The sequence below is a fragment of the Kitasatospora sp. NPDC057198 genome (assembly GCF_042670125.1).
Classification (GTDB): Bacteria; Actinomycetota; Actinomycetes; order Streptomycetales; family Streptomycetaceae; genus Kitasatospora.
Genome location: NZ_JBHUWH010000734.1, coordinates 1 through 2482, shown reverse-complemented (window position 1 = coordinate 2482; position 2482 = coordinate 1). Strand labels below are relative to the sequence as shown.

General features: G+C 74.1%; 3 protein-coding genes. 1 reads left to right on the top strand and 2 read right to left on the bottom strand.

Annotation, left to right across the window (positions count from 1 at the left end; genetic code table 11):
- Both bioB and ACFUEL_RS38390 read right to left on the bottom strand, forming a co-directional pair.
- Positions 1–1062 (bottom strand): biotin synthase BioB (gene bioB / locus ACFUEL_RS38395; RefSeq protein WP_380242658.1); only part of this gene is annotated, 1062 nt, incomplete at its 3' end.
- Positions 1063–1232: 170 nt separating this feature from the next.
- Entirely contained in the window at positions 1233–1526 is a 294-nt protein-coding gene (locus ACFUEL_RS38390; protein WP_380242656.1) for a hypothetical protein, read from the bottom strand.
- A 217-nt stretch (positions 1527–1743) separates the two neighbouring features.
- On the opposite strand from ACFUEL_RS38390, the gene ACFUEL_RS38385 reads away from it, so the two are divergent.
- Positions 1744–2475 carry a hypothetical protein gene (locus ACFUEL_RS38385; protein WP_380242655.1) on the top strand — a complete coding sequence of 244 codons (732 nt, stop codon included), beginning with the start codon at positions 1744–1746 and terminating at the stop codon, positions 2473–2475.
- Positions 2476–2482: the final 7 nt, after the last annotated feature.

Genomic DNA, 2482 nt, shown 5'->3' with positions numbered 1-2482 from the left:
CGTCCCGCAGGCGGCCTCTTCCTGGTGGCCGCCGCAGCCGCCACCCGCGGCGGCGTGGGCGCGGTGGCCGGGAAGGGTGGTCTGGCCGGCGCCCTCCACCTCGAAGCCGGCGTCCTTGATCATGTCGAGGTCGGCCTGTCCGGCCTGGCCCTCGCTGGTCAGGTAGTCGCCGAGGAAGATCGAGTTGGCGATGTGCAGGCCGAGCGGCTGCATCGAGCGCAGGTGCACCTCGCGGCCGCCGGCGATCCGCACCTCGATGTCCGGGCAGACGAACCGGACCATCGCCAGGATCCGCAGGCAGCGCTGCGGGGTGAGGTTCCACTCCTCGGCGAGCGGGGTGCCCTCGAACGGGATCAGGAAGTTCACCGGCACCGAGTCCGGGTCCAGCCCGCGCAGTGCGAACACCACGTCGACCAGGTCACCGTCACTCTCGCCCATGCCCGCGATCAGGCCCGAGCAGGCCGACAGGCCCGCGCCGTGCGCCTTGGTCACGGTGTCCACCCGGTCCGCGTAGGTGTGGGTGGTGGTGATGTCCCCGTAGGTGGCCTCGGAGGTGTTCAGGTTGTGGTTGTACGCGTCCGCGCCGGCCGCCTTCAGCCGTTCGGCCTGGTTGTCCGAGAGCAGGCCCAGGCAGGCGCACACCTCCACGTCCTGGTCCGCGCCCTTGATCGCCGCGATGGTGTCCGCGACCCGGTCGATGTCCCGGTCCGTCGGCCCGCGCCCGCTCGCCACCAGGCACACCCGCTTGGCCCCGCCCGCGACGCCCGCGGCCGCCGCCTCGGCGGCCTGGTCCGGCTTCAGCCAGGTGTACTTGAGGATCTCCGCCTTCGAGCCGAGGCGCTGCGAACAGTACGAGCAGTCCTCCGGGCACAGCCCGCTCTTCAGGTTCACCAGGTAGTTCAGCTTCACCCGCCGACCGAACCACCGCCGGCGCACCCGCCCGGCGGCCGCGACCACGTCCAGCAGTTCGTCGTCGGTGGTGGCCAGCACGGCCAGTGCCTCCTCCCGGGTGGGCAGTTCCCGGCGAAGGCCCTTGTCGGTCAGGATGTCGAGGAGGTCCATGGCCCGATCCTGCCCGGCCCGCCCCGGCGTTCGCCAGAGGGAACCCGCCAGAAGATCGCCCGCAGGCTGTGCGAGTTGTCACAGTGTCGCGGCCCACAGTGAGCGCCCGGACGGGAGGCGGGCGGGGAGCGGCCGGGGGAGCGGGCGGGGCTGCGGGCGGGGTGGCGGGCTCAGCCGGCGGCGGGCGGGCGGTGGCCGATGACGATCCTGGTCAGCGGCCGGTCGCCGGTCTCGGCGGCTGCGGTGGTGCGGGTCGCGCGGAGGTCGGCGAGTTCGGTGGGCGCGCTCTCCCGGGCGGTCCGGGCCTCGGCCGGTTCGCGGCGGAGGCCGTCGGCCTCCCGGCGGGCCCGGGTGAGGTCGTCGCGGTCGAGGGTGCGGTTGCGGTCGAGGGTGCGGTTGCGGTCGAGGGCGCGGAGCAGTTCGGCGCGGGCCCCGTCCAGGCCCTGGCCGATCGCGGCGGTCACTGTCCGGAACCGCTTCGGCGCAGTGTTCGGTCGGTTTGTCGACGGTTTCCCGGTGCCCTCCGGGGGGGTGTTTCCGGGCGGAGCGGTTCCGCCGGGAGGCGCCCGGCGGGGCCGTGTGCGGCCCGGGTCGGAGGGAGGCGGTCAGGGGTGCGCCAGGAGTACGGATGCGTCCGACCCGAAGGAAGGACGGTCCGATCAACTGCTTACAATCTGCGCCATGACCATCCAGCGGGACGCGCACCTGAGCACGGACGACGAGCAGCCGCCGACCGGGCACCGGGCGGTCGGTGAGCGTCGTCGGCTGGTCGCGCTGTGGGGCGTCGTCGCTGCGCTCGCGGTCGGCGGCGTCTGGGTGGTCTCGACCCCGCGCCAGGGGGCCGCGTCCGGGGCGGCCGCCGGCAACAAGCCCGCCGCCGCACCGGCCGTCGCGGGACACCCGGAGCAGCCGCTGACGGAGTCCCAGTCCTTCGTCGCGGAACGGTACTTCCCCGCCCAGCGGTCCTACGAGTACGACGACTACCGGGCGCACCGCTCGGCCTCCCGGGAGGGGGCGGACTGCGGGGCCGTGCAGGAGGACAAGGGCCGGGACGTGCTGGCGGACCTGGCCTGCCAGGGCTGGATCGGGATCGCGCTGACCCGGAGCGACCAGCCGGTGATCTCCAGCGTCACGGTGCTGCGCTTCCTCGACGCGGGCGCCGCGGCCAAGGCCCTGGGGCCGGTCCGGGAGAAGGCCGCGGCCTTCGGGTTCACCTACCCGGACGGGGTGCTGCCGCCCGCCGAGGGCGTCGTGCCGATGGCGGCGGTCAAGGTCGAACTGGTCGGCCACCACATCACGTTGACCGTCTCGCGCTACTTCGACCAGCGGCCCGGCGCGGAGCCGGACGAGGTGCTCAAGGACAGCAACCGGTCCGCCGCGGCCGTCGCGGGCCTGCCGTTCATGTGGATGTAGGGCCGGC

What these genes read in the sequence shown, in the direction of transcription:
- ACFUEL_RS38385 (WP_380242655.1), top strand. Translation starts at nt 1,744, where the DNA reads ATGACCATCCAGCGGGACGCGCACCTGAGCACGGACGACGAGCAGCCG.